29 protein-coding genes are annotated in these 22,865 nt (G+C 70.4%); 11 read left to right on the plus strand and 18 right to left on the minus strand.

The window, feature by feature from the left end; all coding sequences use genetic code 11:
* Window positions 1-53: 53 nt before the first annotated feature.
* The 4 genes from AB0435_RS16535 to AB0435_RS16550 form a co-directional block, all read right to left on the minus strand.
* Window positions 54-1,181 carry a GuaB3 family IMP dehydrogenase-related protein gene (locus tag AB0435_RS16535; protein WP_116212340.1) on the minus strand — a complete coding sequence of 376 codons (1,128 nt, stop codon included), beginning with the start codon at window positions 1,179-1,181 and terminating at the stop codon, window positions 54-56.
* A 248-nt stretch (window positions 1,182-1,429) separates the two neighbouring features.
* Complete coding sequence (gene guaB, locus AB0435_RS16540) at window positions 1,430-2,932, minus strand: IMP dehydrogenase (RefSeq protein WP_366006894.1); 1,503 nt, start codon at window positions 2,930-2,932, stop codon at window positions 1,430-1,432.
* Window positions 2,933-3,074: 142 nt separating this feature from the next.
* Window positions 3,075-3,677 (minus strand): sigma-70 family RNA polymerase sigma factor, encoded by a 603-nt coding sequence (locus tag AB0435_RS16545; RefSeq protein ID WP_301886704.1) that lies wholly within the window; start codon window positions 3,675-3,677, stop codon window positions 3,075-3,077.
* Window positions 3,678-4,046: 369 nt separating this feature from the next.
* Window positions 4,047-4,658: a response regulator transcription factor gene (locus AB0435_RS16550; protein WP_003948568.1), complete on the minus strand. Its 612-nt coding sequence runs from the start codon at window positions 4,656-4,658 to the stop codon at window positions 4,047-4,049.
* A gap of 452 nt (window positions 4,659-5,110) precedes the next feature.
* Between AB0435_RS16550 and AB0435_RS16555 the strand changes: the two genes are divergently transcribed.
* Window positions 5,111-5,422: a WhiB family transcriptional regulator gene (locus AB0435_RS16555; protein WP_116215726.1), complete on the plus strand. Its 312-nt coding sequence runs from the start codon at window positions 5,111-5,113 to the stop codon at window positions 5,420-5,422.
* 93 nt (window positions 5,423-5,515) lie between these two features.
* On the opposite strand, the gene AB0435_RS16560 is transcribed toward AB0435_RS16555, so the two are convergent.
* Window positions 5,516-6,430 (minus strand): LysR family transcriptional regulator, encoded by a 915-nt coding sequence (locus AB0435_RS16560; RefSeq protein WP_366006895.1) that lies wholly within the window; start codon window positions 6,428-6,430, stop codon window positions 5,516-5,518.
* 79 nt (window positions 6,431-6,509) lie between these two features.
* Between AB0435_RS16560 and AB0435_RS16565 the strand changes: the two genes are divergently transcribed.
* Window positions 6,510-7,178 carry an MOSC domain-containing protein gene (locus AB0435_RS16565; protein WP_366427290.1) on the plus strand — a complete coding sequence of 223 codons (669 nt, stop codon included), beginning with the start codon at window positions 6,510-6,512 and terminating at the stop codon, window positions 7,176-7,178.
* A gap of 71 nt (window positions 7,179-7,249) precedes the next feature.
* Window positions 7,250-8,023, plus strand: a complete 774-nt coding sequence (locus AB0435_RS16570; RefSeq protein WP_366006897.1) for an SDR family oxidoreductase — start codon at window positions 7,250-7,252, stop codon at window positions 8,021-8,023.
* A gap of 67 nt (window positions 8,024-8,090) precedes the next feature.
* Here the strand turns inward: AB0435_RS16570 and groL are convergent, their stop codons facing one another.
* The 3 genes from groL to AB0435_RS16585 all read right to left on the minus strand — a co-directional run bounded on the left by groL (window position 8,091) and on the right by AB0435_RS16585 (window position 11,611).
* On the minus strand, window positions 8,091-9,713 hold the full coding sequence (gene groL / locus AB0435_RS16575) for a chaperonin GroEL (RefSeq protein ID WP_366006898.1): 1,623 nt from the start codon (window positions 9,711-9,713) through the stop codon (window positions 8,091-8,093).
* 133 nt (window positions 9,714-9,846) lie between these two features.
* Window positions 9,847-10,155: a co-chaperone GroES gene (gene groES, locus AB0435_RS16580; RefSeq protein ID WP_116212352.1), complete on the minus strand. Its 309-nt coding sequence runs from the start codon at window positions 10,153-10,155 to the stop codon at window positions 9,847-9,849.
* 610 nt (window positions 10,156-10,765) lie between these two features.
* Complete coding sequence (locus tag AB0435_RS16585) at window positions 10,766-11,611, minus strand: polysaccharide deacetylase family protein (RefSeq protein WP_366427291.1); 846 nt, start codon at window positions 11,609-11,611, stop codon at window positions 10,766-10,768.
* Between the two features lie 87 nt (window positions 11,612-11,698).
* Here AB0435_RS16585 and AB0435_RS16590 point away from each other — a divergent pair, with 87 nt between their 5' ends.
* Window positions 11,699-12,886 (plus strand): class I SAM-dependent methyltransferase, encoded by a 1,188-nt coding sequence (locus tag AB0435_RS16590; RefSeq protein ID WP_366427292.1) that lies wholly within the window; start codon window positions 11,699-11,701, stop codon window positions 12,884-12,886.
* A gap of 29 nt (window positions 12,887-12,915) precedes the next feature.
* Window positions 12,916-13,536 carry a Uma2 family endonuclease gene (locus AB0435_RS16595; RefSeq protein ID WP_366006901.1) on the plus strand — a complete coding sequence of 207 codons (621 nt, stop codon included), beginning with the start codon at window positions 12,916-12,918 and terminating at the stop codon, window positions 13,534-13,536.
* Window positions 13,537-13,557: 21 nt separating this feature from the next.
* Here AB0435_RS16595 and AB0435_RS16600 read toward each other — a convergent pair whose 3' ends face one another.
* The 6 genes from AB0435_RS16600 to AB0435_RS16625 form a co-directional block, all read right to left on the minus strand.
* Window positions 13,558-13,833 (minus strand): DUF1876 domain-containing protein, encoded by a 276-nt coding sequence (locus AB0435_RS16600; protein WP_366006902.1) that lies wholly within the window; start codon window positions 13,831-13,833, stop codon window positions 13,558-13,560.
* A gap of 93 nt (window positions 13,834-13,926) precedes the next feature.
* Window positions 13,927-14,508 carry a Uma2 family endonuclease gene (locus AB0435_RS16605; RefSeq protein WP_301886688.1) on the minus strand — a complete coding sequence of 194 codons (582 nt, stop codon included), beginning with the start codon at window positions 14,506-14,508 and terminating at the stop codon, window positions 13,927-13,929.
* A 62-nt stretch (window positions 14,509-14,570) separates the two neighbouring features.
* Window positions 14,571-15,440 carry a hypothetical protein gene (locus AB0435_RS16610; RefSeq protein WP_366427293.1) on the minus strand — a complete coding sequence of 290 codons (870 nt, stop codon included), beginning with the start codon at window positions 15,438-15,440 and terminating at the stop codon, window positions 14,571-14,573.
* A gap of 239 nt (window positions 15,441-15,679) precedes the next feature.
* Window positions 15,680-15,862: a DUF397 domain-containing protein gene (locus tag AB0435_RS16615; RefSeq protein WP_366006904.1), complete on the minus strand. Its 183-nt coding sequence runs from the start codon at window positions 15,860-15,862 to the stop codon at window positions 15,680-15,682.
* Window positions 15,859-16,065, minus strand: a complete 207-nt coding sequence (locus tag AB0435_RS16620; RefSeq protein WP_366006906.1) for a DUF397 domain-containing protein — start codon at window positions 16,063-16,065, stop codon at window positions 15,859-15,861. The genes AB0435_RS16615 and AB0435_RS16620 overlap by 4 nt, the downstream gene beginning before the upstream one ends.
* Window positions 16,062-16,817: a helix-turn-helix transcriptional regulator gene (locus AB0435_RS16625; RefSeq protein WP_366427294.1), complete on the minus strand. Its 756-nt coding sequence runs from the start codon at window positions 16,815-16,817 to the stop codon at window positions 16,062-16,064. The genes AB0435_RS16620 and AB0435_RS16625 overlap by 4 nt, the downstream gene beginning before the upstream one ends.
* A 149-nt stretch (window positions 16,818-16,966) precedes the next feature.
* On the opposite strand from AB0435_RS16625, the gene AB0435_RS16630 reads away from it, so the two are divergent.
* The 4 genes from AB0435_RS16630 to AB0435_RS16645 all read left to right on the plus strand — a co-directional run bounded on the left by AB0435_RS16630 (window position 16,967) and on the right by AB0435_RS16645 (window position 18,057).
* Window positions 16,967-17,191: a hypothetical protein gene (locus AB0435_RS16630; RefSeq protein ID WP_366427295.1), complete on the plus strand. Its 225-nt coding sequence runs from the start codon at window positions 16,967-16,969 to the stop codon at window positions 17,189-17,191.
* Window positions 17,188-17,325: a hypothetical protein gene (locus AB0435_RS16635; RefSeq protein WP_366006910.1), complete on the plus strand. Its 138-nt coding sequence runs from the start codon at window positions 17,188-17,190 to the stop codon at window positions 17,323-17,325. Before AB0435_RS16630 ends, AB0435_RS16635 begins: the two co-directional genes overlap by 4 nt.
* A gap of 77 nt (window positions 17,326-17,402) precedes the next feature.
* A complete protein-coding gene (locus AB0435_RS16640) occupies window positions 17,403-17,786 on the plus strand; it encodes a DUF6247 family protein (protein ID WP_366006911.1) in 384 nt (127 codons plus the stop codon).
* Window positions 17,776-18,057 carry a hypothetical protein gene (locus tag AB0435_RS16645; protein ID WP_366427296.1) on the plus strand — a complete coding sequence of 94 codons (282 nt, stop codon included), beginning with the start codon at window positions 17,776-17,778 and terminating at the stop codon, window positions 18,055-18,057. Before AB0435_RS16640 ends, AB0435_RS16645 begins: the two co-directional genes overlap by 11 nt.
* A gap of 18 nt (window positions 18,058-18,075) precedes the next feature.
* Here the strand turns inward: AB0435_RS16645 and AB0435_RS16650 are convergent, their stop codons facing one another.
* The 4 genes from AB0435_RS16650 to tsaB all read right to left on the minus strand — a co-directional run bounded on the left by AB0435_RS16650 (window position 18,076) and on the right by tsaB (window position 20,864).
* Window positions 18,076-18,441 carry a hypothetical protein gene (locus tag AB0435_RS16650; RefSeq protein ID WP_366006913.1) on the minus strand — a complete coding sequence of 122 codons (366 nt, stop codon included), beginning with the start codon at window positions 18,439-18,441 and terminating at the stop codon, window positions 18,076-18,078.
* Window positions 18,442-18,554: 113 nt separating this feature from the next.
* Window positions 18,555-19,706, minus strand: coding sequence for a tRNA (adenosine(37)-N6)-threonylcarbamoyltransferase complex transferase subunit TsaD (gene tsaD / locus AB0435_RS16655; RefSeq protein ID WP_366427297.1), 1,152 nt, complete (start codon window positions 19,704-19,706; stop codon window positions 18,555-18,557).
* Window positions 19,690-20,172 carry a ribosomal protein S18-alanine N-acetyltransferase gene (gene rimI / locus AB0435_RS16660; RefSeq protein WP_366427301.1) on the minus strand — a complete coding sequence of 161 codons (483 nt, stop codon included), beginning with the start codon at window positions 20,170-20,172 and terminating at the stop codon, window positions 19,690-19,692. Before rimI ends, tsaD begins: the two co-directional genes overlap by 17 nt.
* 23 nt (window positions 20,173-20,195) lie before the next feature.
* Window positions 20,196-20,864 carry a tRNA (adenosine(37)-N6)-threonylcarbamoyltransferase complex dimerization subunit type 1 TsaB gene (gene tsaB, locus AB0435_RS16665; protein WP_366427298.1) on the minus strand — a complete coding sequence of 223 codons (669 nt, stop codon included), beginning with the start codon at window positions 20,862-20,864 and terminating at the stop codon, window positions 20,196-20,198.
* Between the two features lie 128 nt (window positions 20,865-20,992).
* Here tsaB and AB0435_RS16670 point away from each other — a divergent pair, with 128 nt between their 5' ends.
* On the plus strand, window positions 20,993-21,574 hold the full coding sequence (locus AB0435_RS16670; protein ID WP_366427299.1) for a hypothetical protein: 582 nt from the start codon (window positions 20,993-20,995) through the stop codon (window positions 21,572-21,574).
* Window positions 21,575-22,089: 515 nt separating this feature from the next.
* Complete coding sequence (tsaE, locus tag AB0435_RS16675; protein ID WP_366006917.1) at window positions 22,090-22,620, plus strand: tRNA (adenosine(37)-N6)-threonylcarbamoyltransferase complex ATPase subunit type 1 TsaE; 531 nt, start codon at window positions 22,090-22,092, stop codon at window positions 22,618-22,620.
* Window positions 22,621-22,865: the final 245 nt, after the last annotated feature.

Here is a 22,865-nt window from a genome sequence, read left to right on the forward strand (position 1 = left end):
CGACGGAGGGCCCGGACCGCCGAAGCGGTCCGGGCCCTCCGCCCTGCTGAAGGTCAGCGGTTGTCGTGCTGCGACGGCGCGACCGTCACCTCGACCCGCTGGAACTCCTTGAGCTCGCTGTAGCCCGTGGTCGCCATGGCACGGCGCAGCGCGCCGAACATGTTCATCGACCCGTCCGGCGTGTGCGAGGGACCGGTGAGGATCTCCTCGGTGCTGCCGACCGTGCCCAGGTTCATGCGCTTGCCGCGCGGCACGTCCTCGTGGACGGCCTCCATGCCCCAGTGGAAACCGCGGCCCGGCGCGTCGGTCGCGCGGGCGAGCGGGGAGCCCATCATCACGGCGTCCGCACCGCAGGCGATGGCCTTGGGCAGGTCGCCGGACCAGCCCACGCCGCCGTCGGCGATGACGTGGACGTAGCGGCCGCCGGACTCGTCCATGTAGTCCCGGCGGGCGGCGGCCACGTCGGCCACCGCGGTCGCCATCGGGACCTGGATGCCCAGGACGTTACGGGTGGTGTGGGCCGCACCGCCGCCGAAGCCGACGAGGACGCCCGCCGCGCCCGTGCGCATCAGGTGCAGCGCCGCGGTGTACGTGGCGCAGCCGCCGACGATGACCGGGACGTCGAGCTCGTAGATGAACTGCTTCAGGTTCAGCGGCTCGGCGGCGCCGGATACGTGCTCGGCGGAGACGGTCGTGCCGCGGATCACGAAGATGTCCACGCCGGCGTCGACGACGGCCTTGGAGAACTGCGCGGTGCGCTGCGGGGAGAGCGCGGCGGCGGTCACGACACCGGAGTCGCGGACCTCCTTGATGCGCTGCCCGATCAGCTCCTCCTTGATGGGGGCCGCGTAGATCTCCTGGAGGCGCCGGGTCGCGGCGGTCTCGTCCAGCTCGGCGATCTCGGCGAGCAGCGGCTCCGGGTCCTCGTAGCGGGTCCACAGACCCTCGAGGTTGAGCACGCCCAGGCCGCCCAGCTCGCCGATGCGGATGGCGGTCTCGGGCGAGACGACCGAGTCCATGGGCGCGGCCAGGAACGGCAGCTCGAAGCGGTAGGCGTCGATCTGCCAGGCGATCGAGACCTCCTTCGGGTCGCGGGTACGGCGACTCGGGACGACGGCGATGTCGTCGAACGCGTACGCCCGGCGGCCGCGCTTGCCGCGCCCGATCTCGATCTCAGTCACGTGTGTGGCCTTTCCTTCTACGTCTGCCGCATCCAGTATCCCTGACGCCGCACGGTTCCGGCGGCGGCGGATCCGCGGGGCTCCGCCCCGCATCCCCGGACCGCAAACCGCCGGGCGGGCTGAATGATCAGCCCGCCCGGCGTTTGTGGATTCCGACAATCAGCGACGCGAGTAGTCCGGCGCCTCGGTCGTCATCTGACAGTGTCACCCGGGGGACAACCCCCGGACCCCCGGCCCGGCACCCGGTCTCAGCGACGCGAGTAGTTCGGCGCCTCGGTCGTCATCTGGATGTCGTGCGGGTGGCTCTCCTTGAGGCCCGCCGCCGTGATGCGGACGAATGTGCCCTTGTCCTTGAGCTCCTGGACGTTCGCCGAGCCGACGTAGCCCATGGAGGCGCGCAGGCCGCCGATGAGCTGGTGGGCGACCGAGGACAGCGGGCCGCGGTAGGGCACCTGGCCCTCGATGCCCTCGGGGACCAGCTTGTCCTCGGAGAGGACGTTGTCCTGGAAGTAGCGGTCCTTGGAGTACGAGCGGGCCTGGCCGCGCGACTGCATCGCACCCAGCGAGCCCATGCCCCGGTACGACTTGAACTGCTTGCCGTTGATGAAGACCATCTCGCCCGGGGACTCCTCGCAGCCCGCGAGCAGCGAGCCGAGCATCACCGTGTCCGCGCCGGCGGCGATGGCCTTGGCGATGTCGCCCGAGAACTGCAGGCCGCCGTCACCGATCAGCGGGACGCCCGCCGCGTGGCACGCCTTCGCGGCCTCGTAGATCGCGGTGACCTGCGGTACGCCGATGCCGGCGACGACGCGGGTGGTGCAGATCGAGCCCGGGCCGACGCCTACCTTGACGCCGTCCACGCCCGCGTCGATCAGCGCCTGGGCGCCGTCGCGCGTGGCGACGTTGCCGCCGACGACATCGACGTTGATGTTGGACTTGACCTTGGCGATCATGTCGAGGATGCCGCGGCTGTGGCCGTGGGCGCTGTCGATGACCAGGAAGTCGGCACCGGCCTCGACCAGCGCCTGGGCGCGCTCGTACGCCTCGTCGCCGACGCCCACGGCGGCACCGACGACCAGGCGGCCCTCGGAGTCCTTCGCGGCGTTGGGGTACTTCTCGGCCTTGACGAAGTCCTTGACCGTGATGAGGCCCTTGAGCACGCCGGCGTCGTCGACCAGCGGCAGCTTCTCGATCTTGTGGCGGCGGAGCAGCTCGATGGCGTCCTCGCCGGAGATCCCGACCTTGCCCGTGACCAGCGGCATCGGGGTCATGACCTCGCGCACCTGACGGCTGCGGTCGGACTCGAAGGCCATGTCGCGGTTGGTGACGATGCCGAGCAGTTTGCCCGCCGGGTCGGTGACCGGCACACCGCTGATGCGGAACTTCGCGCACAGCGCGTCCGCCTCGGACAGCGTGGCGTCCGGGCGGACCGTGATCGGGTCGGTGACCATGCCGGACTCGGAGCGCTTGACCAGGTCGACCTGGTTGGCCTGGTCCTCGATGGAGAGGTTGCGGTGCAGGACACCGGCGCCGCCCTGGCGGGCCATGGCGATGGCCATGCGCGCCTCGGTCACCTTGTCCATCGCCGCGGACAGCAGCGGGATGTTCACCCGGACGTTGCGCGAGACCCGGGAGGAGGTGTCGACGCCGTTCGGCAGGACCTCTGAGGCGCCCGGCAGCAGCAGGACGTCGTCGTATGTCAGACCGAGCATCGCGAATTTCCCGGGCATTCCGTCGACGTTGTCAGTCATGACACCTTCCCAATGGTCTTGCCCCAGCGCGGACTCCCATGCTAACGGCCGTCACAGGTGTCCCATTCCACGACGGCTGAGTCCCGCATCACTTGGATATTCCTACGAAGAGGGGGCGCCGGGCGGCCTGGACCCCTTTCCGTCACTGCTCGGCGAGCGCCCGCAGCCTGCTCAGCGCCCGGTGCTGGGCGACCCGTACGGCACCCGGGGACATGCCCAGCATCTGCCCGGTCTCCTCGGCGGTCATCCCGATGGCGACGCGCAGCAGCACCAGCTCGCGCTGGTTCTCCGGGAGGTTGGCCAGGAGTTTCTTGGCCCACTCGGCGTCGCTGCTGAGCAGCGCGCGCTCCTCGGGGCCCAGGGAGTCGTCGGGCTGCTCCGGCATCTCGTCGGAGGGCACCGCGGTGCTGCCCGGGTGGCGCATCGCGGCGCGCTGGAGATCGGCGACCTTGTGCGCGGCGATGGCCACGACGAACGCCTCGAAGGGGCGGCCGGTGTCGCGGTAGCGCGGCAGGGCGCAGAGCACCGCGAGGCAGACCTCCTGCGCGAGGTCGTCCACGAAGTGCCGGGCGTCGCCCGGCAGCCGGGAGAGCCGGGTGCGGCAGTAGCGCAGCGCGAGGGGGTGCACCAGCGCGAGCAGATCGTGTGTGGCCCGCCGGTCCCCCTCGACAGCGAGGGTGACGAGTGCGCCGATCTCCCCCGGGGCGGCAGCCGCGGGTGACCCCGTCGTGTCGTCGTCGCGCATCGGTCCATGGTGCCTTGACGCCAAGCGATCCACGGCACCGCCTTCATAGTCGTGCATCGAACCGTTACGCGTAGGTGTCCTCGTACTCACGTCTCGCGTCTCCCCCTTCCGGGTATACCCGCCCCCGCCCTCACGACTCCACCGGTAGCTTGTGCCGGTACCGCGTGGCACAGGACAGGGCTTGTCCGTCATGGGGTCATCGCCGGCCGAGTGCGGAGCCTCGGCCTCCGGCCGGGGAGGGGTCACACTCCAAGGATGCGGCATCCCTCGGAGTTTCGGCGCTGGACGGCCGCGCGATGAGGTCACGGCACGGTCACCTACCCGGGTGGCGCGCACCGCGACCTCACGGCGCTGCGCGCCACTCCCGGCTCAGCGGACCAGGCCCCAGCGGAACCCGAGGGCCACGGCGTGCGCCCGGTCCGAGGCGCCCAACTTCTTGAAGAGCCTCCGCGCGTGGGTCTTCACGGTGTCCTCGGAGAGAAACAGCTCACGGCCGATCTCCGCGTTGGAACGGCCGTGGCTCATCCCCTCGAGCACCTGGATCTCGCGCGCGGTGAGGGTGGGCGCGGCGCCCATCTCGGCCGAGCGCAGCCGCCGGGGGGCGAGCCGCCAGGTCGGGTCGGCGAGCGCCTGCGTCACGGTGGCCCGCAACTCGGCACGCGAGGCGTCCTTGTGCAGATAGCCGCGCGCCCCGGCGGCGACCGCGAGCGCGACGCCGTCGAGGTCCTCGGCGACCGTGAGCATGATGATGCGTGCGCCGGGGTCCGCGGAGAGCAGCCGGCGGACCGTCTCGACACCGCCGAGTCCGGGCATCCGTACGTCCATCAAAATGAGGTCCGAACGATCGGCGCCCCAGCGGCGGAGGACTTCCTCGCCGTTGGCCGCCGTCGTCACACGCTCGACGCCGGGCACGGTCGCCACCGCACGGCGGAGCGCCTCTCGGGCAAGCGGGGAATCGTCGCAGACGAGGACGGATGTCATGGCCGTCCTCCGCAGCTGATGCGCGTCACCTTGAGCCTCCAGGCTGGTACTGATCGTCACCTGTGCGATCGACGCTGTCCGGCAGGCTCGGACATCTGCCCGACTGCTTCATCCGTCAACCGCCTCCGCCCTCTCAACGACGGTCACCCGAAAGAGTTACGGGCTCGGTCGGCCACGTTCGGCACTCTACGTGAGGGCGCGGACACGGAGCAGGGCGCATTGGGGGCGCCCTTCGCGGCGCACAAGCTATGCCCCATTTGCCCAGGCGGACCAGTCTTTCTTCCCATTTGCCGGTGTCTATGACTAGATTCGCAATCAGTCATATTTACATCTGCTTCTACGGCAGACGTAGACGGCACAGGCAGTGCGTCCGCATCAGATCGCTCGTGCCGGGCCGCTTCCGCCGGATCCTCCGGCGGATCGCCCCGGCGGATCGCTTCGAGGGGATAGCCATGGCAGATTTCTCCCGCCTTCCCGGTCCCAACGCCGACCTGTGGGACTGGCAGCTCCTGGCGGCGTGCCGCGGGGTCGACAGCTCGCTGTTCTTCCATCCCGAGGGCGAGCGCGGCGCGGCCCGCAGCGCGCGCGAGACCTCGGCGAAAGAGGTGTGCATGCGCTGTCCCGTACGGGCGGAGTGCGCGGCCCACGCCCTGGCGGTGCGGGAGCCCTACGGCGTCTGGGGCGGCCTCACCGAGGACGAGCGCGAGGAGCTGATGGGCCGCGCGCGACACCGGGTCATCGCCGTGACCCCCACCGGCGCCTGAGCCGGCCCCCGGCCTTTTCGGCCCTTCGACCAGGCCCCTCCGGTCAGGCCCCTCAGGACCCTTCGGCCGGGCCCTCTTCGGCCGGGCCCCCGGCTACGGACGTCCGGCCGCCGTCGCCAGCTGGTCGAGCATCGCCGCCACCGCCGGCACCCGCGCCAGGTCCGGCAGGGTGAGGGCCACGATCTCGCGCTGCACCACCGGCTCGACCGGCACGGTGCGCGCGCCCTTGGGGCGTACGGACTCCAGCGCCAGCTCCGGCATCACCGCCACCCCGAGCCCCGCCCCGACCAGCCCGAACACCGCCGGGTAGTCATCCGTCGCGAAGTCGATCCGGGGCGTGAAGCCGGCCCCCTCGCACACCTCGACCAGGTGCTTGCGGCAGCGCGGGCAGCCCGCGATCCACGGCTCCCCCGCGAGCTCCGTGATCCCGATCCGGTCGGCCCCGGCCAGCCGGTGGTCCTCCGGCACCACGCCGATGAGGCGGTCGGTGAGCAGCGGCCGCACGACCAGGTCGTCCCACTCCGCGGCCGCGGCCGGGTCGGCGCCCCGCACCTCGGGATAGCGGAAGGCCAGCGCGATCTCGCAGTCGCCGTCGCGCAGCATCTCCACCGAGCGCGGCGGCTCCGCCTCCACCAGCGAGACCCGGGTGCCGGGGTGCGCGGCGCGCATCCGCGCGAGCGCGCCCGGCACCAGCGTCGAACTGCCGCTGGGGAAGGACACCATCCGCACCCGCCCCGCCCGCAGCCCGGCGATCGCGGCGATCTCCTCCTCCGCCGCGGTCAGCCCGGCCAGGATCCCGGAGGCGTGCCGGACCAGCGCCTCACCGGCCTGGGTGAGGCGCATCTCGCGCCCCGTGCGGATCAGCAGCGGGGTGCCCGTGGACTGCTCCAGGGCCTTCATCTGCTGGCTGACGGCAGGCTGGGTGCACCCCAGCTCGCGGGCCGCGGCCGAGAAGGAACCGGTGGCGGCCACCGCGCGCAGCACCCTCAGGTGACGAGCCTCGATCATTCTTCGAGCATAAGCCCACCTTGGAGGTGATCGTAAATATCGGTTCACCACTTTGAGCGACGTCACCTAGCCTTCCCTCATGCACCTGCTCTCCGTGAACGTCGGCCGTGCCCGGACCGACGAGGGCCTCCCCGGCTTCGCGCCCGGCCTGGCCACCGGCATCGACAAGCGCCCGGCCGACGGCCCGGTCGCCGTGGCCGCGCCCGGCCCCAAGGGCACGGCGGGCAGCGGCCTCGCCGGGGACACGATCGTCACCCTGCGCCATCACGGCGGGAACGACCAAGCGGTGTACGCGTTCGCCCGTGAGGACCTCGACCGCTGGGAGCGGGAGCTCGGCCGCACGCTGCCCGACGGGGCCTTCGGCGAGAACCTCACCACCAGCGGACTCGACGTCAACGGCGCGCTCATAGGCGAGCGTTGGCGCGTGGGCCCGGATCTGCTGCTGGAGGTGACGGCACCGCGCATCCCCTGCCGTACGTTCGCCACCTGGCTGGGCGAGGAAGGCTGGATCAAGCGGTTCACGCAGGAGGCCGCCCCGGGCGCCTACCTTCGGGTGATAGAGCCCGGGGAGGTCCGTGCGGGTGATCCTGTCACCGTCGCGCACCGCCCGGATCACGCCGTGACCGTCTCGTTCCTCTTCCGCGCGCGCACCACCGAAAGGGCCCTGCTGCCGGATGTCCTGGCAGCTGGCGACGCACTGCACCCCGAGGCCCGCGAGAAGGCACTCGCGTACCGAGCGGCCCTGTGACCGTGTCCTTCGGGCCGTCAAAAGAGTGCAGTGGACCGGCACGGAGCGCCCTCGGGCTCTAACGTGCCTGTATGACGACTGTATTGATCACAGGAGCGACCGCCGGGATCGGCGCCGCCTTCGCGCGCAAGCTCGCGGCCGACGGCCACGACCTGGTCCTCGTCGCCCGTAATGAGGAGCGCCTCCACGAGCAGGCGACCGACCTCCACGACCGGCACGGCGTGGAGGTCGAGGTGCTCGCGGCCGACCTCGCCGAGGACAAGGGCATCGAGTCCGTCGAGGCCCGGCTCCGCGACGGCGCGCGCCCGGTGCATCTGCTGGTCAACAACGCCGGTTTCGGCAACAAGGGCGCGTACCTCGAAGTGCCGATGGCCGACGAGCTGCGGATGCTCAAGGTGCACTGCGAGGCGGTGCTGCGGCTGACCTCGGCGGCGGCCGAGGGGATGCGGGAGCGCCGCAGGGGCGCGGTCGTCAACGTGGCGTCGGTGGCCGCCTTCACCCCGCGCGGCACGTACGGCGCGAGCAAGTCGTGGGTGGTGCAGTTCACCCAGGGCGTGGCCCGGGACCTGGCCGGCTCGGGCGTGCGGCTGATGGCCCTGTGCCCCGGCTTCGTGCGTACGGAGTTCCACCAGCGGGCCGGGATGGGCACGGACAACGTCCCCGGCTGGCTGTGGCTCGACGCGGACAAGGTGGTCGCGGCGGCGCTGCGGGACCTCGCGCAGGGCAAGACCCTCTCCGTGCCGGACCCGCGCTACAAGGCGCTCACGGGTCTGATGCGGCTGGCGCCGCGCGGTGCCATGACCCGGGCGTCGTCCGTGACGGGCCGTAAGTACGGACCGAAGTAGCCCGGAACGGCCGCGGCCCGGCACCCCCGAAGGGGCGCCGGGCCGCGGCCGTGCGGTGCGCGTGGCGTCAGTGCGCGTGCCCGTGGCCGTGACCGGCCTCGGGCTCCTCGTCGGCCGGCTTCTCGACGACCAGGGTCTCGGTCGTGAGCAGCAGCGACGCGATGGACGCGGCGTTCTCCAGCGCGGAGCGGGTGACCTTGACCGGGTCGATGACGCCGGCCTTCACCAGGTCGCCGTACTCGCCGGTCGCGGCGTTGAAGCCCTGGCCCTTGTCGAGCTCGGCGACCTTGGAGGTGATGACGTAGCCCTCCAGGCCGGCGTTCTCGGCGATCCAGCGCAGCGGCTCGACGGCGGCGCGGCGGACCACGGCGACACCGGTGGCCTCGTCGCCGACCTTGCCGAGGTTGCCCTCGAGGACCTTGACGGCGTGGACCAGCGCGGAGCCACCACCGGAGACGATGCCCTCCTCGACCGCGGCGCGGGTCGCGGAGATGGCGTCCTCCAGACGGTGCTTCTTCTCCTTGAGCTCGACCTCGGTGGCCGCGCCCACGCGGATGACGCAGACGCCACCGGCGAGCTTGGCGAGGCGCTCCTGGAGCTTCTCGCGGTCCCAGTCGGAGTCCGTGGACTCGATCTCGGCCTTGATCTGGTTGACGCGGCCGAGGACGTCCTCGGAGCTGCCGCCACCGTCGACGACGGTGGTGTCGTCCTTGGTGACGGTCACGCGGCGGGCGGTGCCCAGCACCTCCAGGCCGGCCTGGTCGAGCTTGAGGCCGACCTCCTCGGCGATGACGGTGGCACCGGTGAGGGTGGCCATGTCGCCGAGCATCGCCTTGCGGCGGTCACCGAAGCCGGGCGCCTTGACGGCGACGGCGTTGAAGGTGCCACGGATCTTGTTGACGACGAGGGTGGAGAGCGCCTCGCCCTCGACGTCCTCGGCGATGATCAGCAGCGGCTTGCTGGCGCCGGCCTGGATGACCTTCTCCAGCAGCGGCAGCAGGTCCTGGATCGAGGAGATCTTGCCCTGGTGGATCAGGATGTACGGGTCGTCGAGGACGGCCTCCATACGCTCCTGGTCGCTGACCATGTAGGGCGAGAGGTAGCCCTTGTCGAAGGCCATGCCCTCGGTGAAGTCCAGCTCCAGGCCGAAGGTGTTGGACTCCTCGACGGTGATGACACCGTCCTTGCCGACCTTGTCCATCGCCTCGGCGATGAGCTCGCCGACCTGCTTGTCCTGCGCGGAGAGCGCGGCCACGGCGGCGATGTCGGACTTGTCGTCGATCGGACGGGCGGTCGCGAGCAGCTCGTCGGAGACGGCCTTGACCGCGGCGTCGATGCCCTTCTTCAGGGAGGCCGGGGAAGCACCGGCGGCGACGTTGCGCAGACCCTCGCGGACCAGCGCCTGGGCCAGGACGGTCGCGGTGGTGGTGCCGTCACCCGCGATGTCGTTGGTCTTGGTCGCCACCTCCTTGACGAGCTGGGCGCCCAGGTTCTCGTAGGGGTCGTCGAGCTCGACCTCACGCGCGATGGTGACACCGTCGTTGGTGATGGTCGGCGCACCGAACTTCTTGTCGATGACGACGTTGCGGCCCTTGGGGCCGATCGTCACCTTGACCGTGTCGGCCAGCTTGTTGACGCCGCGCTCGAGGGCGCGACGGGCGTCCTCGTCGAACTTCAGGATCTTCGCCATGGTTGCTTCAAGTCCTCTCGTTGCGATCCTCGGCCGCGCAGCGGCGGCCGCTATCGCTCAAACGAACTGCGCCCCGGGCGCCCGGCCGGTGAGGAGCGGGAGCACGGGGCGCAGATCAAAAACTTCGGGTGAATTACTTCTCGACGATCGCGAGGACGTCGCGAGCCGAGAGGACGAGGTACTCCTCGCCGTTGTACTTCACCTCGGTGCCGCCGTACTTGCTGTAGAGCACGACGTCGCCGACGGTCACGTCGAGCGGAAGACGGTTGCCCTCCTCGAAGCGGCCCGGGCCCACGGCGAGGACGACGCCCTCCTGGGGCTTCTCCTTCGCGGTGTCCGGGATGACCAGGCCAGAGGCCGTGGTCTGCTCGGCGTCGAGCGGCTGGACCACAATGCGGTCCTCGAGCGGCTTGATGGCAACCTTGGAGCTGGCGGTCGTCACGATCCGACCTCCCCCTTCGGAGATCTCACGGGGTTAACTGTCTGAGGTGGCGACCAGGTCGGATCCGTCGTCGCGGGTGCCGGATCTGCCCGTCGCTGCGTTTGGCACTCCCGGGTGGAGAGTGCCAACGGAAGCGAGACTATGACGCGGTTAGCACTCGGTCAAGCGGAGTGCCAATTCGCCGTGCGGCGCGCGCCGTGACGGGGGTGGATCTTCCCGTGTACGTCCGCGGGTAATCGTCGTCCGCACCACCGCTGCGCGGCGGGCGTCCTCAAGCGCCGGACGGGCTGAGAGAAAGTGGGCGCCCCCCTGTCCCCTCCGCCTGCCCGATCGGGGCGACGGTGTCGCGCCCCGTCAGGGGCGCGGGGAACTGCGCGACCGGCCACAGACAACCCGCAGCCGCGAACCGGGCTCCCGCCCCACCCCGGCGGGCGCTACCCGGACGGGCCCGCGGCTCGGGGTCTGGGGCGCGTGCCCCAGTTTCGGGAAGGGGCGGGGTAGGGGAACAAAGCGCCGCAGGCGCCGACGGACCCGCAGCCGGGGGTCTGGGGCGCGTGCCCCAGTTCGGGGAGGGGCGGGGCTGGAGAACAAGCCCGCCGCAGGCGCCCCCTCAGACGTAGTCGTCCAAGCGAGCCACCGTATAGCCCTGTTTCTGAACGCTGCGCAGCATGTTCGTCACCATCTTCGTCATCGACGTGCCCTTGAGCTCCTGCGGCCCACGGAAGTGCGCGAGCACAATGTCGCCGGGCCGCAGCTTGTCGCCCTCGGCGTACCGCATGTCGTTGATCTGCATCGTCGCCTCCCACAGCACGACCGCCTTCACCCCGCAGCTCCCGGCCGCCGTGAGTGTCGCGTCGTTGTAATTGCCGTACGGCGGGCGGAACAGCGGCGGCTTGGCCCCGAACCGCTTCTCCAGCCGGTCCTGCTGCCCGCATATCTCGTGGCGCTGGGCGTCGGGCGAGAGGGTGCGCAGGTTGGGGTGCGAGATGGTGTGGTTCTGGATGGTGTTGCCACCGTCCTTGAGCTGCTCGAAGTAGCCGTAGCCACGGCCCGCGCGGGCGATGTCGTCCGTCAGGAACATCGTGTAGGGCAGCTTGAGGTCCTTCGTCATCTTCACGAACTCGGGGTCCTTCTCCGCCCCGTCGTCGAAGGTCAGGAAGACGACCTTGTCCTTGGTGTCCACCCGCCGCACGATCTTGGGCTCCTCCCCCGGCTTCATGCCGTCCGTCACCTTCACCGCAGGCGCGGCGGGCGGCGCGGCGAGGGGCGCGTCGAGCCCCCAGCGGCGGTACGCGCCGGTGTCGGCGGAGGGCGAGGCCGAGGGCGCTTCCGTACGGCCGGTGGCCGACGGCGCGGTCTTCTCCGGCCCGGAGGACGATCCGGAGCACCCGGAGACGAGTCCGGCGAGCAGCAGGGCGATGGCGGCGGCCCGGGGGCCGGATATGGAAGGACTCACCCCTCCAATTCTTGTTCACTCGTTCGGGTGAGGCGACCGGGGCCCGCGCTTTTACGGGCGGCCCCGCCCGTCGGCGAGAATGACCATGTGTCCGCACCGAACCCCCCGACCGAAGCCTTCGCCTCCCTCCTCACCGAGGAAGGCCGCCTGCTCCTCGCCGAGCTGCGCGACCACGACCCGTCGCGGGAGCTGGCGACGGCCACCCGGCTGCGCCGTGAGCACCCCGCCGAGCTGGTCTCCGCCGCGATCGGGCAGGCGCGGCTGCGGCAGCGGGCGGTGGCGAAGTTCGGGGCGGAGGACGCGTACCGCATGTTCTTCACCCCCAACGGCGTCGAGCAGTCGACGCGGAAGACCGTCGCCGAATACCGCGCCGCCCGCCTCGCCGCGCTCGGCGTCCGCTCGGTGGCCGACCTCTGCTGCGGCATCGGCGGCGACGCGCTCGCGCTGGCCCGCGCGGGCGTACGGGTCCTCGCCGTCGACCGCGACCCGCTGACCTGCGCGGTCGCGGTCGCGAACGCGGAGGCGCTCGGCCTGGCCGGGCTCATCGAGGTGCGCTGCGCGGACGTCACGGAGATCGACACCGCCGCGTACGACGCCGTCTTCGTCGACCCCGCCCGCCGTGGCGGACGCGGCCGGATCTTCGACCCGGAGGCGTACTCGCCCCCGCTGTCCTGGGCGGTAGGGGCCGCCCTCGCGGCCCCGCGCGCCGCGCTGAAGATCGCGCCCGGCATCCCGCACGAGGCGATCCCCGACGAGGCGGAGGCCGAGTGGATCTCGGACGGGGGTGACGTCAAGGAAGCGGTGCTGTGGTTCGGCACCGCGCCCGGCACGCGCCGCGCGACGCTCCTCCCCTCGGGCGCGACCCTCACCGGCCGGGGCCTCCCCGACCCCGCGGTCCGCCCGGTCGGCCGCTACCTCTACGAACCGGACGGCGCCGTCATCCGCGCCCACCTCGTCGCCGAGGTCGCGGAGGACCTCGCCGGCGGCCTGATCGACGAGACGATCGCGTACGTGACGAGCGACGAACTCCGCCCGACGCCGTACGCGACGCCGTACGAGATCACCGACGTGCTCCCCTTCAACCTCAAGCACCTCAAGAAGCTGGTGCGCGAACGGGAGATCGGCGTCGCGGTCATCAAGAAGCGCGGCTCGGCGGTGGAGCCGGAGGAGCTGCGCAAGAAGCTGAAACTCGAAGGGGTGAACTCCTGTGTGATCGTACTTACGCGCGTGGCAGGGGCCCCGACGATGCTGCTGGGGCATCCGGTCCGGGCGTAGCCTGGCAACAGCGACAAGGGAGGACAGCGATGACCGCCGATCCCGTCACCGAGCAGGTGAACGAGCCGCAGGACCCCATCGACCTGTTGACCGCGTTCGAGAAGGCATGCGATGTGCCTGTTCGGCCCGAGTACATCGAGGGGATGGTGGTCGTGCCACCGCAGCCTGACGACAACCACAACGACAGTGCGGCAGAGCTCTACTACCAGTTGCGCTCGGCGGGCATCCGGCAAGCGGGGTACGGCAATGGGTTCCGTCTCGGCTTGAAAGGCGAGCGCACCCGCTCATTGCTCATCCCCGATTTCTACGTGAAGCGGCGCAAGCCCACCGAGGTGGATGAGGCTTACCGCAGGGCGCACAAGGGCTGGTACCCGATCGACCTGCTCGCCCTCGTCGGCGAAGTCACCTCCACCAACCACGAGACGGACACCGGCCTCAAGTACCGCAGCTACGCCACCGGCGGAGTGCCGGTCTACGTCATCGTCCACCGCCAGGCGAACCAGGTGTACGTGCACTCCGACCCCGCGCCCGACATGGAGAACCCCGCTAGCAGCCACTACCGGACGACTACGACCACCGAACTCGGCGGCAAGGTTCAACTCCCGGATCCCTACCCCGCGTTGGACACCGCGTTCCTGCTGGAAGGCTGAAGTCCGCGCCCCGGGCCGAGGTCACTCGTTGCTGATGCCGTGCACGCGTTCGCGGGTGTGGGCCTGGATGTCCTTGATCGTGATGTCCAGCAGCTGGCTGGACAAGTGGTGCAGCGCGCGTGATACCGCCAGTTCGTCGCCGATCGCCGGGACGTTCTCGTCGGCGGGGTGGCAGTGCGCGGTGCCGTCGCCGACCATCGGGCCCGGGGCCCGGCCCGTGAGGCGGGCCTCGGCGGTGACCACGTGATCGTGTTCCTTGATGCTGACCTCGACAGTCCAGAGCTTGCTGTCACCCACGGGTGGACCTCCTCGCGCGCCGGTGCGGTCCCACCACGCTGACACGCGGGTACGGGGCGCGCACGGGGCCGTGGGCCGAACGGGACTTCGCGGCTAGTGGGTGTAGTCCTTGAGCTCCTCCGTCGCCAGGGTGATGCCGACCGGTTCAGGGAGCACGACGGTCTCGCCGTACGGATGCGACTTCCGGCTCAGGTACTTCCCGTTCCTGGGCTCGCTGTAGACAGTCACCATGCATTCGTCGCGGTCGACGAGGAGGTAGACGGGGATGCCGACGGCGGCGTAGCCGTCGCGCTTCTCCTTCCGGTCACGGCGATCAGTGTCCGAGTCATGTGACGTCACCTCGACAGTCATCAGAACACCGTCGGGATTGGCCCACTCGCCCTGCCCCGCGAAGTTGCCCTTGGGTGCGAGGGAGCCATCCGCCCGGGCCCGCCCCGCGCGATAGTTTTCGATCTTGAGACCTTGCTCCGGATAGAGACGCAGCCCGGCGCGCTGCACCATGCACTGCTCCAGAAGCCACATGATGATCTCTCCGTGATCCCCGTCCGGCACCGGCTTGACCTCAAGCTTTCCGTTGATGAATTCCAGCCACACGGTCTCGGGTGCCGAGTGGGCGAGTTCCTCGAACTCTTCGACGCTCATCTGGGGTCGGCGGTCAGCGGTGCTGGGGGTCAGGGTCATGGTGTCGCCTCCTCCCCTCCATGGTGCCCCGACAGCAGGGGGCACGTGCAGCAACGTCACCTACTGCTCCTTTCACGGTTGCGGATGCCCGCCCGGATTTCCGCCGCGAAGCCGCGGATCTGCTCGGCCCGCACGGCGTACGCGTCCTCCCGCGCGCCCTCGCCCCGGCAGTCGCGGCAGACGCCGCCGGGGAGCGCTTCCGGGCGGCCCGGGGTGTGGCAGACCGTGCATTCCATGAGCCGCATGACCGCCTCGGCGGGCGCCGGTTCCGCCCTTTCCGGTGGCATCTTGTCGACCAGGCGGGTACGGGCCATGGCGCGCGCGAAGTGCACCACCGGGGGCAGTCCCGCCGTGAGTTCGCGTACGAGCCCCTTCGGCGACACTCCTCTGGCCAGCCACTCCGTGGCCAACTCCTCCAGCTCGCGGCAGTCCGCCGCCGACAGCGTCATCCGGGGGTCGGTGCGGCCCAGGGACGCGAGCGCGTCGTACGCCTCCGAGCGCGCCGGTGGTTCGTGACGCGCCTCCGGGACGACGTCTCCCCTCAGGAACGTCTCCCACCACGCGTCGCCCCGCGCCGTGCGCGAGAAGTACGTCCGCGTCACCCAGTGCATGCTGCCGCCGTCACCCTTGCGGTGCTCCTTCACCATCCGCAGGTGACCCGCCTCGGCGAGGCGGCGGATGGCCGTACGGCACGCGGCCTGGCCGTACGCGGGGATGTTCGCGGCCAGAGTCTTCGCGTCCATGGCCGCACCCTCGGGCAAGCGGTCGACAAAAGCGGCGATCAGGGCCTCACGGGCGGGCAGGTGTGCGAAGTCGCCTGCGCGGCGGGGCTCCTGTTCGGGAGCGCTCCGCTTGCCGTAGCCGGGGGCGGCTTGCGGGTGTACGTGCGTGGGGCGCGCGGCGCCGTTAGAGTTGGCGTAAGCCATGAGATCGTCCTTCAGTCAGGGATCTTGAGGTCAGACCCCGGTCGGTGCTGCTAACACCTGCCGGGGTCGCTTTGTCGCTGCGAACGCCAGAGCGTGGCGACGGGCCGTCGCAACCCGATCACCGGAAGTTAACTCGTGTGGTGCGCGCGGGGATTGGGAGAGAGGGTGGGTGGGCGGGTTGTACCCACCGTCCATTCCTCAGAGAAAGAGCTCGGGGTTCGACCCCCGGACCCCGGAGCTCAAGCGTCGGCCACGGCGTAGGCGGTGAACTCCGCCCAGGAGGAGGCGGGAAAGGTCAGCTGCGGCCCGGGTATTCGCTTCGAGTCCCGGACATGGACGACGTGCGGGCGAGCCGCGACCTCTACGCATTCGCCTTCCGTGTCGCTGTAGCTGGACTTGCACCAGGTCGGCTCGCTCTTCACAGCTTCCTCCTGCCCGCCTCGCGTGCGTCAGCGGATGCGTACGCGACGAAATCCGCCCAGGCGGGAGCGGTGACCACCAAGTGGGGTCCGGGTATTCGCTTCGAGTCCCGGACGTGGACGGTGCGCGGGCAAGCCGCGACCTCTACGCATTCGCTTTCATGGTCGCTGTAGCTGGACTTCAGCCACAGCATCGCATCACTCATAGCTCCTCCATCAACTTCCTGATGCAGCAAGCGGATTCCTCTGGGCTGAGTACCAACCGACCGATGAACGCATGGCGCTTGACGGCGATATTGATTTTTTCGGCTTCCGCATACAGCAAGGCCACCGTCTGGCCTTCCTCGAAGCCGAGTCGATCATGCTCGGCCGTCTCCAGCAAGACAAGCGGCCCGTTGAGCCCGACGTGAGCACCACCGGCGGGCAGGATCTGCACGGTCACGTTGCGCTGCTCCCCCACATCCAGGAGGCGCCGAAGCTGGCGCTTGTGCGCATCCATGCTGCCGACGGGGTAGCGCACAGCCACCTCACCGATGACGAACTCGAAGGAAGTGCCCTGCTTCTCCAGCAGCTTCTGGCGGGCCAACCGAGCCACCACTCGGTCCTCGACCGTCTTGTCGTCCACAGGCGGCCAGGCGCTTTCGAGCAGTGCCCGCGCCGTCTCCTCGGTCTGAAGGAGTCCGGGGATGAGTTGCGGCTGAAAGGAGCTGATGGCGATCGCCTCGGCCTCGTACAGCATGAAGTCGTGCGTCAACCTGTCGGACTTCTCCGGGCCCAGATAGGCGTGCGACGCCAGCAGCAAGCCGTTCGCTCCGCACATTTCATCGGCCACCTGGAGCAGGCGCAGCGTGGGCCGGCGCCTCCCCTGCTCCATCGACTTGATGGTCTCGGCGCCGTAGTTGGCCTCCCTGGCCAAGTCCTCCCGGGACACCCCCGCCAGAGTCCGCCAGAGCTTCATCTGGTTTCCGCAATAACGCCAGTTGATCGGCGGCAGAGAACTCACACTCGTCAACGCGCCCGCCCTTCCCAGTGCCTGAACGGTACGCGCGACGCACGTCCCGTAATCGTCACTTACGAGGCTAGCCACGCCCCGTAACCCTAGGTAGCGTGAACAAGGAAATTCCGCCGTGCGGGGCATACGTCATCGACAGCAGGACCGGAACGGTCAGCCAAGTCATCGGCCACACACGTGACTTCACCTTCGTGCGGCTACGCCAGCCCGGAGGGGGCCGGGAGTGGAGCTGCCCCGCTGCCTCCGCTCAGACCACGACGCTCCGCGCCTACCTGCGCGTGCAGGTGTCGGAGATCAACAACCGCCGGAGGATCGTATGACCACCGGCCCGGCGGACGGCCCCACCCCCGAGGACCTCCGCGCCGCGGTCGCCCGGGCGACCACCCCGGAGAAGGCCCACGCGGCGGTCTCAGAGATCAGCCCCGTCTCTCCGAGCCGTTCGGAGGACCGGTGATCAGCAACATCCACACCGTAGGACACCTAGACTTGAGACGACCCACCACCACGTGTCGACCGGGAGGGTGCAGCCACATGAGCACAGCCGCGACGGATGAGCCTGACACGCCGCTGATCCCTCAGCCTGCCAACACCCCGGAAGACCTACGGGCAGCCATTGCCAAGGTCATGCCCTCTTCGCTGACGACCTTCGACGCCGAGCGTGTCGAAGCGCTGCGAGAAGCACGCAGCACGGGCAATGCGGGGCCGATGCGCCGGCTCGTCGGCCAGTGGGCGGTATACATCGCCATCGAGCGGCACCCTCACCGGGCGGCCAGGCTGCGCGAGCTCGAAGCCATCGCCGCCGTGACCGAGTCGCTTGATGAAGCCCGTGCGACTGCTTCCGAGGTCGCGCGCATGCTGGACCAGGCGTCCGTCGAGGCTGGCCTCATCACGGAGCGGCCGCACCGTGAGCGATGAGCAGTGGCAGTACGATCCGAGCCGCGAGTACGTCACCACAGGATTACCCAAGATCGTCATCGCCGAGGTCGAAAAGATCGCCGAAGACCTGGTCACACTCGGCGAGTTGGGATTCGACATCACAGACATCGGGGAAGGGCGGCATCAGGGCACTCCCGGTGGCGTACGCCGCTTGCCTCTCACCGACCACGGTTGGGTGCACGTACTCCCAGCACCCCGCCTCAGACTGGTGGCGGTCGTCCAGATCACCCCACCCTTCAAGTACCTCTGAACGACCCCGTCGGGCCGCTCACGCCAGATCCGTCAGATCCTCCGCGTAGAACGTCGTCAGCGGCTGCGGGCCTATGTACTGCTGGCAGTTGCACTGGCCCCGCTCATAACTCGTCGGGTTCTTCTCCGCGTCCCAGGCGACCGGGACCTCCACCGACTCGTGGCAGCGGCCGTTCTTGTCGTGCTTGGCCAGGTGGTGGGTGCAGCCGCAGACCGGCTCAGGGGGCCTGGAGGCGGATTCGAGTGCCTCGTGCTGCCTGCGCTCGGTCTCCATGAGCTCCAGCTTGCGCTCATGGCGCGTGCGCAGGGCCGTGCGGCCCATGTCGGCCGCCTTGGTGAAGCCTCCGACGCCGAAAAAGATCAGTACCCACCAGAGCCAATCCATGTCCGGCTCCTCCCCGTCCGCCGAGCCCGGCCTCCAGAATAGGTGTTCCCCCGGAGGCCTGGGCAGGGCTGTGGACAACGGGCTGTGGATAACCTGCTACCGGCTCACGGAGCTCACGACTCGTACAGGTTCTTCTTGCTCAGCTCGTGCACATGGTCGTGATCATGGGTGTGGGAGTGCCCGTGGGAGTGCCCGTGCCCATGGGCGCCCTCCGGCGCCGGTACGTGCGTCTCCGTCACCGGCAGCGAGGAGTCCGCCGAGAGGTCCCACGCGGACGCGGACCGCCCCCGAGCCACCATCTCCGAGCCCAGCGCCGCGACCATCGCGCCGTTGTCCGTGCACAGCTTCGGGCGCGGCACGCGCAGCGTGATGCCGGCGTCCTCGCAGCGGCGGGCGGCCATGGCGCGCAGCCGCGTGTTCGCGGCGACACCGCCGCCGATCATGAGGTGGTCGACGCCGTTGTCCTTGCAGGCCCGCACGGCCTTGCGGGTCAGGACGTCCACGACCGCCTCCTGGAAGGACGCCGCCACGTCCGCGACCGGCACCTCCTCGCCCGCCGCGCGCCTGGCCTCTATCCAGCGGGCCACGGCGGTCTTCAGGCCGGAGAACGAGAAGTCGTAGATCGGGTCGCGCGAACCCGTCAGGCCGCGCGGGAAGCGGATGGCGTCCGGGTCGCCCTCGCGCGCGTACCGGTCGATGACCGGGCCGCCGGGGAAGCCGAGGTTCAGCACGCGGGCGACCTTGTCGAACGCCTCGCCCGCCGCGTCGTCGATCGTCGAGCCCAGCGGGCGGACGTCGGAGGTGATGTCCGGCGCGAGGAGCAGCGAGGAGTGACCGCCGGAGACCAGCAGGGCCATCGTCGGCTCGGGCAGCGCGCCGTGTTCGAGCTGGTCCACGCAGATGTGCGAGGCCAGGTGGTTCACGCCGTAAAGAGGCTTGCCGAGGGCGTACGCGTACGCCTTCGCGGCCGACACCCCGACCAGCAGCGCGCCCGCGAGGCCGGGGCCCGCGGTGACGGCGATGCCGTCCAGGTCCTTGGCGCTGACCCCCGCCTCCTTGAGCGCCCGCTCGATCGTCGGGACCATCGCCTCCAGGTGGGCGCGGCTCGCGACCTCGGGCACCACGCCGCCGAAGCGGGCGTGCTCGTCGACGCTGGAGGCGACGGCGTCCGCGAGCAGCGTGTGGCCCCGGACGATGCCGACGCCCGTCTCGTCGCAGGAGGTCTCGATGCCGAGGACGAGGGGTTCGTCAGCTCTGGGAGCCATGGGTCATTCCTTGCACTGCGGAGTTCGGATCGGAAAGGCGCATCACGAGCGCGTCGACGTTGCCGGGCTGGTAGTAGCCACGGCGGACGCCGACCGGCTCGAAGCCGAAGCGCTCGTAGAGCCGCTGGGCGCGGGTGTTGTCGACGCGCACCTCCAGGAGCACCTCACGGCACTCGAAGGCGGTCGCGGTGGTGAGCAGCTCGGCGAGCAGCCGGGCGCCGAGGCCGGTGCTCCAGTGCTCGTAGGCGACGGCGATGGTCTGTACGTCGCCGGTACCGTCGATCGCGGCGAGGCCGGCGTAGCCGACGACACTGCCCTTGGCGTCCTCGGCGACCACATAGCGGCGGTTGGCGCCCGCGCCGCGTGCGTGGGCCAGCTCGGACCAGAACAGGCCCTTGGACCAGGCGTCGTCCGGGAAGAGCACGCGCTCCAGCTCCAGCACCGGCCCGATGTCCCACCAGCGCATCTCGCGGATACGCACTGTCTCGGTCACTTCGGTGTGACCACCTTGTAGTTCGCGGGCACCTGCGCGTCCGGACGGCGCAGATACAGCGGCTGGTCCGGCAGGAACTCCCCGCCCGTCCGCAGCTTCTCCGCCGCCAGCGACGCCAGGGCGCCCGCCGACTGGTGCTCCGGCATGTCGGTGCGGACGTCCGTGAACGCGTCCGGGTAGAGCAGCCCGCCCGCGCCGACGACGGTCAGCCCGGCGAGCGGCTCGGTGAGGTCGGCGGGGCGGTCCACGGCGGGCTCGGTGACGCGGGTACGCGCGTCGCTGTACCGCGCCCAGTAGACCTCCTTGCGGCGGGCGTCCGTCGCCACGACGAACTCGCCCTCCAGCCCCTGCTGCCCCGCCGCGTACGCGATCCCGTCGAGCGAGCACAGCCCGTGGACGGGCACGGAGAGCGCGGCGGCGAAGGTCGCGGCGGTCACGATGCCGACGCGCAGGCCGGTGTACGGGCCGGGGCCGACGCCGACGACGATGCCGGTCACGTCCGCCAGCGTGCGACCCGCCTCGCCGAGCACCCGGTCGACGGCGGGAAGCAGCAGCTCACCGTGCCTGCGAGCGTCCACCTGACGGGATTCGGCGATGACTTTGTCGCCGTCGTGGAGGGCGGCGGTGACGGCGGGGGTTGCGGTATCAAGAGCGAGCAGCAGCACACTGACAGCCTACGGCGCGCCATGGGGCGGACGGTGCCCGCGCCCGCTCTCGCCGAGGGCGCGGCGGGGGCGTACGCGGGTGCTACGGTCAGCCGCATAGCCGTACGCAGGACGAAAGGGTACGCAGCGTGGCACGCAGCAGCTCGGGAGCGATGGTGACCGCGCTCACCGTGGTGGCCCTGGCCGGGGTCGGGTTCCTCGCCTATCAGGCGGACGCCGCGCCCGGACGCCCGCACGCGGCCGCTTCCGCCTCCCCGTCCGGCTCCGGCAAGGCATCCACCGGCCAGGACGCCGGCGGCAAGGACAAGCCCGCGCAGGACCCCGCCACGACCGTCCCGGCGAGCTCCGGCACCGGGAAGCGGGTCGTGTACGCGCTCGGGGCCAAGCGGGTGTGGCTGGTCGGCGCGAACGGGCAGCCGACCCGGTCGTTCGAGGTCGCGCCCAGCGCGGTGAACCCGCCGCCGGGGTCCTACAAGGTGACCTCGAGGACGCCCACCGGCAACGGCTCGGACGGTGTTCCGATCGAGCACATCGTGCGCTTCCACCAGGACGCGGCCGGTGTCGTCTTCGGCTTCAGCGCGGCGGTCGACGGGTCGTCGCCGAAGCCGTCCGCCACGCAGAAGACCGGCGGCATCCGGGAGCAGCCTGCGGACGGGCGGGCCATGTGGGAGTTCGCGGTGCGCGGGGCGAGCGTGGTGGTGGTCCCGTAAGGGGACGTCACCGGTCGTCGGGGGCACGCGCGGCGTTCACCCTGACGGGTTTGTTTTTCCCGGCTTCTTTTTCCCGGTTCTTTTTCCCGGCCCGGTCCTGGCCGCTTTCTTTCACGTTCTTTCACGCCGCCGGGCGGTTGCGTTCCCCTTCAGCTTCAGGTTCCCCTTCAGCTTCAGGTTCGCGTTCGGCTTCCGCTTCGGGCCCGGGTGCCCGCGGGGGCGTGGACACCGCGTCCGCCGCCGCGCACGCCGCCAGGAGATCCCGCATCGACAGGGGCCGCTCATCGGACCTCTCATCGGACCGCTCGTCACCGCGGTCGGCAGCAGGCGCAGGCTCGGCGGCTGGTTCTCGGGCCGTCATGAGTGCCTCCTGGGGCAGCTGGGCAAGGTTAGGTAGACCTAACCGTGTCTCTGCCTTCCATGTGACCATGCCGGAGACCGCCCGCGCAACATCTTGCCGACGGCTTGTCGGAATGAAACGGCGTACGGCGACGGGCCCCGTACCATCGACGGGTATGAACGCCCCGCATGACACCTCCACCGCCAACATCGCCCACCTCACCGTCAAGTCCGCAGAGGACATGCGGGACTTGGGCCGCAGGCTGGCCGCGCTGCTGCGGCCCGGCGATCTGGTCCTGCTCACCGGTGAGCTGGGCGCGGGCAAGACGACGCTGACCCGCGGGCTGGGCGAGGGCCTGGACGTCCGGGGCGCGGTCACGTCCCCCACCTTCGTGATCGCCCGAGTCCACCCGCCGCTCGGCTCCGGCCCCGCCCTCGTCCACGTCGACGCCTACCGGCTGAACGGCGGCCTGGACGAGATGGAGGACCTCGACCTGGACGTCTCCCTGCCGGATTCGGTCATCGTCGTGGAGTGGGGCGACGGCAAGGTGGAGGAACTCTCCGACGACCGCCTGCACGTGGTGATCGAACGGGCTGTGGGGGCGGAGGCGGATCTCTCCGAGGGGGCGGACGATGTGCGGGGGGTTCGGTTCGAGGGTGTGGGCGAGCGGTGGTCTTCGGCGGATCTGGGTTCTCTGGGCGGGTAGGGGGCGGGCCGCTTCGCGCCTGCGGCGGGCTTTGTTCCCCAGCCCCGCCCCTTCCCGGCTGTATCTGATGTGCGGCTCCGCCGCGTGGGGGCGCGTGCCCCAGCCCCCTCGTCTGCGGGTCCGTTGGCGCCTGCGGCGCTTGTTCCCCAGCCCCGCCCCTTCCCGAAACTGGGGCGCTGCCCCAGACCCCGACGTGCAGGTCCGTTGCCGCCTGCGGCGGGAGCTCCCCCAGCTACCGCTGGGAG

This window comes from Streptomyces sp. NPDC051173 (assembly GCF_040689515.1).
Taxonomy (GTDB): Bacteria; Actinomycetota; Actinomycetes; order Streptomycetales; family Streptomycetaceae; genus Streptomyces.